The sequence below is a fragment of the Hydrocoleum sp. CS-953 genome (genome assembly GCF_002260545.1).
Taxonomy (GTDB): domain Bacteria; phylum Cyanobacteriota; class Cyanobacteriia; order Cyanobacteriales; family Microcoleaceae; genus Trichodesmium.
The window spans coordinates 1-5,149 of sequence record NZ_LGSU01000871.1; the positions used below are offsets into that span (position 1 = coordinate 1).

Consider the following 5,149-nt stretch of genomic DNA (forward strand, 5'->3'; position numbering starts at 1 on the left):
GATTTTTATACTCTTCAATTGCTTGAGAATCTAATTTATTACTAATAATAATTACATCACTAGGTAACAAATCAGTTTTAGCTACAATTGGAAAATTATTTTCTGATACACCCTCAGTGTCGAGGAAATTTTGATAATCTAGAGCAGATCCTCCCCAAGCATCAACCTTTCCTTGTTTAAAATTTTCCAGACTGCCATCATCTCCCAACATCATAATTTTTAGATCGGACTGAGGATCTAATCCTGCTTCCATCAAAAGTTTTGTCGGTCCAAGATGACCACTCGTAGAACCAATATCTGACAATGCTAAAGTTTTACCTTTTAGTTGAGCAGCAGATTTAATTGGACTATCAGCAGGAACCGCAATTACAGCACGATAATTAGGGCGAGTCACTGCCACCAGAGGTATTGCATTTGTCCGACTATTAATAACAACATATTCTGAAGGTCCTGCTAATAACAAATCAACTTGATTTAACTGTAAAGCAGCGGCGGCCATGGCAAAACTCTCAACTGGAAAAAACTCAATTTTTGTTGCTAATACTTCTTCTAAAGCAGCACGAAATGCTTCATAATCACGTTTTAATTTTCTTTCTTCAACAACATCCGTTACTGCAAATCGAAGTTTTTCTGGTTTATTCTCTATTTTCGAGTTATTAGTCGTTGCAGAACAACTGGTAATAAATAGTAAAGTATACCCAATAAAATTACGCCGTTTCATGCTTTTTTTCCTCTCTAAATTTAGCTAATTTACTGAGTTACATAACAAATAATATTGATGCCCCTGTTAAACTTTTTCCTATTCTCTAAAACTTAGATTTTTTTACCTGAATCAGACCTAATAATTTTTGTGTTTAACTTACTCTAGAAATGAGAGTTACTCAAATTACAAGTAAATTGTGAATAATGGATTTTTTAATCTTAAATGTTGCAATATAAAATTTATTAGAGATTGCTTTCCTAACGGAATGCTCCGCAAACACTATCGTTTGCTATCGCAAAGCTGCGCTAAACGCAATGACAATTATATGGCATAATTTTAGCTGAAACAGTCTAATAACGATAGATTATTGTGAGATTAAATCACCTTCTCCAATCTCCTTATAAACATCACGAATCAAATCGTAATCAGCATCATTAGCAACTACAAGTTCAGAAGTATTATATTTTTTTGTAGATTTTCCCTCTGCCAAAGCTGCAACTAATTGTTCTTGATTATTAACAATAAGATTTTTATACTCTTCAACTACCTGAGAATCTAATTTATTACTAACAATAATTACATCACTAGGTAACAAAGCAGTTTTAGCTATGATCGGAAAATCATTTTCTGATGCATTCTCCGTTCTGAGGAGAAAATCATAGTCTGAAGTAGATCCTCCCCACGCATCAACCTTTCCTTGTTTAAAACTTTCTAGACTACCATCATCTCCCAACATCATAATTTTCAGATCGGACTTAGGAGCTAATCCTGCTTCCATCAGTAGTTTCGTTACCCCCAGATGACCACCTGTAGAACCGATATATGACATCGCTATAGTTTTACCTTCCAGTTGGGCAACAGATTTAATGGGACTATCAGCATTAACTACAATTACAGAATAATAATTAGGGCGAGTCACTGCAATTAAAGGTATTGCATTTGTCCGAGCATTAATAACAACATATTCCGATGGCCCAGCTAATACCAAATCTACTTGATTCAACTGTAAAGCTGCTGTAGCTGTGATATAACTCTCAACTGGAAAAAACTCAATTTTTGTTCCTAATACTTCTTCCAGAACAGCACGAAATGGCTCATAATCAGGTAACTTTTCCTCACCAACAACATCTGTTACTGCAAACCGTAGTATTTCTGGTTTGTTTGCTATTTCCGAGTTATTAGTATTATTTGTTGTTGCCGAACAACTGGTAATAAATAGTAAAATGTACCCAATAAAATTACGCCGTTTCATATCTTGGTGTGTGAGTCTAATTTAGCTGAATTAGTTAATTACATAATAACATTATTTATCTAGAATATATGTTTTTTTAACCAACCCTTAACCTGATGAAAAACTCTCTTTAAATATTACTTAATTTTTTTAGGATATTATAAGCAAGAAAAATTTTAAAATTTACCGAAATACATGGAACCAATTCAACTACAAATTCTTCATGCTGCTGACCAAGAAGCAGGTATTCAAGCAATAGAAGATGCGGTTAATTTTTCTGCAGTTATGAATGCTCTAGAGGATGATTTTGAGAATACTTTAAAATTATCTTCTGGAGACATTTATATTTCTGGACCATTCTTTAATGCTAGTGATAGTAATGAACTTTATGGTGAAGCAGGAATTGGTGATATTTTAATCAATAATGCTCTTGGGTTTCAAGCAGTTGCTTTTGGTAACCATGAATTTAACCAAGGAACAGGAACCATTGCTAACCTACTTGCAGCAAACCCTGAAATTACAGGACCAGGAATTGGTAACGAAGGTTTTCTAGGTACTCAGTTCCCCTATCTCAGCACTAACCTTGACTTCAGTCCTGATGAAAACCTTGCTGGTTTTGTTGTAGCAGACGGTGGAGCGCCCCAACCTAATACAATTTCCGGTAGCGTTGTCATTGAAGTAGATGGGGAAGAAGTAGGTATTATCGGCGCAACTACTCCTGCCTTACCTTCCATTTCTTCTCCTGGTGATGTTGTTGTCTCCCCATCAGACACTGATGATATTGCAGCTTTATCTGAAATTATCCAAGAAACAGTAGATGAATTAACTGCCACAGGTATTAATAAAGTAATTCTGCTAGCACACATGCAGCAGATTAGTATTGAAGAAGAATTAGCAGAACTTCTGGAAGGTGTTGATGTTATCATCGCAGGTGGTTCCAATACTCTCCTGGCCACAGAAGACGACATCCTTCGGGATGGAGACCAACGTCAAGGTCAATATCCCCTGGAATTTACATCTGCTAGCAACGAACCTGTATTAGTTGTCAATACCGACGGTAACTACAGATATGTTGGTCGCCTCATCGCTGACTTTGATGAAAATGGTATTATTACCAGTTTTGATGAAGATTTAAGTGGTGCTTATGCTACAGATGATGAAGGAGTTGACCGAGCTTTTGGGCAAGATGTCGATCCAGAAGATGAAGCATATCCCACAGTGGTAGCTGTAACAAATGCTATTAATGCCAATATTTCTGACAGAGACGGCAATATTTTCGGTTCCACAGATGTATTCCTCAACGGTACAAGAGGAAATGTCCGCACAGAAGAAACTAATTTAGGAAATCTTACGGCGGATGCAAATTTATTTATTGCCCAAGAATATGAATCTGATGTAGTAGTTTCCATTAAAAATGGTGGCGGTATCCGCGACAACATAGGTCAGTCATTTATTCCTGCTGGCGGTACTTCCGATGACTTAGTGCAGTTACCACCTGCTGGAAATGAATTTGTAGGTAAACAAGAAGGGCAAATTTCTCAGCTAGACATTGAGAATACCCTCCGCTTCAATAACGAACTAACTCTCCTAACAGTTACAGCAGAAGAACTCAAACAAATTCTCGAACACGGTGTAGCAGCAACTACAGATACTTCAACTCCTGGTCAGTTTCCACAGGTGGGAGGTCTTACTTTCAGTTTTGATGCCACTCAACAAGCCATCGAATTTAATGAAGATGTTACAGCTATTGAAACAGATGGAGAGCGCATCAGGAGTCTGGCAATTACAGATGAAAATGGAGCGATCGCCGATGTTGTAGTTCGCGATGGAGAAATAGTTGGAAACCCAGACCGAGAAATTCGCCTGGTGACTCTCAACTTCCTTGCAGGTGGAGGCGATAATTATCCTTTCCCACTATTTGGCGAAAATTCAGTTGAGTTGGTAAATGAACCTCTTCCAACAGGTGCAACTAACAACGCTAGCTTCACTGATAACGGTTCTGAACAAGATGCACTAGCTGAGTTTCTGTCAGAAAACTTCCCCATTGGTGGTACAACTTTTCGCAGGACAGACGTTGGTCTAGAGCAAGACAGAAGGATTCAAAATTTGTCTGAGCGTCAGGATACAGTCTTAACTATTCGAGGTGGTCGTACTAACGATCGCCTCGTTGGTACTGCTGATGAGGATACTATCGCTGGTGGTCGCGGTAATGACGTAATGTTTGGTCGTGGTAATGACGATATATTAAATGGTGGTCGTGGTGCCGATCGCTTATTGGGTGGTGCTGGTGACGATATTCTCAGGGGAGGTCCGGGACGCGATCGCCTCAATAGTGGTCCTGGAGACGACGTGATGATTGGCGGTGCTAGCATTGACCGTTTTATCTTTAACACAAATCGAGCTTATAGTCAAGATGATTTAGGTCAGGATACCATTACTGATTTTGATGTGGAGCGGGATATTATTCTCCTAGACAGAACAACTTTCACTGCTATTCCTGGAGATGCAGCTAATTTTAACGAAATATTTGGTACTGTCACCAGTGATGCTGATGCTGCTATTAACGATGTGGCGATCGTTTACAATACCAATAATGGTAATCTATTCTATAACCAGAATGGTAATGGTGCAGGGTTAGGTACTGGCGGTTTATTCGTCACTCTGGATGCTGGACTTACACTTGACGCTGATAATTTTGTGTTTAGAGGGTAGGTTGTAGCTTCAGTACATAATAAAAATCAACCCGTAGGGGTGGGTTCATCAGTTAATTGTGATACCCAACAACAAATCATATAAACCCACCCCAAAACATCATCAAAATTAATGGTAAAACCTGCCCCTACAATTTTATTGATTCGACAGGGAAATGTTTTTGAAGGGTTGCTCAAAATACCCGTTACAAAAATAACTTTTGACTTATGACTTATGACTTCTGGCTTCGCTCAAGGCCACATAACAATATTTCTCCTTTATAAAATAGATATTGCCACTTTTCATCTTTATTTTTATCTCTACAAATCAATTAATTTTCCTCTCCTCAAAAAAAAGCTTTCGGGATTCATTTAAGTGATTTCACTTAACCACTACAAAAAAGTAAGCCATTTAACGTATATTTAGATAATTCTCATCAGTATTATCACATCACTATTTTATTAATTTTATTGTAATAATAATAAATCTGTGAAAATACATATTTATATTATTTTGGTAAATAT

3 protein-coding genes are annotated in these 5,149 nt (G+C 37.4%); 1 reads left to right on the top strand and 2 read right to left on the bottom strand.

Going from position 1 to position 5,149, the window contains the following annotated elements; all coding sequences use genetic code 11:
* Both phnD and AFK68_RS11435 read right to left on the bottom strand, forming a co-directional pair.
* Positions 1-721, bottom strand: a 721-nt coding sequence (phnD, locus tag AFK68_RS11430; RefSeq protein ID WP_094672861.1) for a phosphate/phosphite/phosphonate ABC transporter substrate-binding protein, incomplete at its 3' end; no start/stop codon positions are given.
* Positions 722-1,067: 346 nt separating this feature from the next.
* Positions 1,068-1,955 carry a phosphate/phosphite/phosphonate ABC transporter substrate-binding protein gene (locus tag AFK68_RS11435; RefSeq protein WP_094672863.1) on the bottom strand — a complete coding sequence of 296 codons (888 nt, stop codon included), beginning with the start codon at positions 1,953-1,955 and terminating at the stop codon, positions 1,068-1,070.
* 174 nt (positions 1,956-2,129) lie between these two features.
* Between AFK68_RS11435 and AFK68_RS11440 the strand changes: the two genes are divergently transcribed.
* A complete protein-coding gene (locus AFK68_RS11440; protein ID WP_094672865.1) occupies positions 2,130-4,646 on the top strand; it encodes a 5'-nucleotidase C-terminal domain-containing protein in 2,517 nt (838 codons plus the stop codon).
* Positions 4,647-5,149 lie beyond the last annotated feature (503 nt).

Coding starts and splice junctions, on each gene's coding strand:
- AFK68_RS11435 (WP_094672863.1), bottom strand. CDS start 1,955: ATGAAACGGCGTAATTTTATTGGGTACATTTTACTATTTATTACCAGT.
- AFK68_RS11440 (WP_094672865.1), top strand. CDS start 2,130: ATGGAACCAATTCAACTACAAATTCTTCATGCTGCTGACCAAGAAGCA.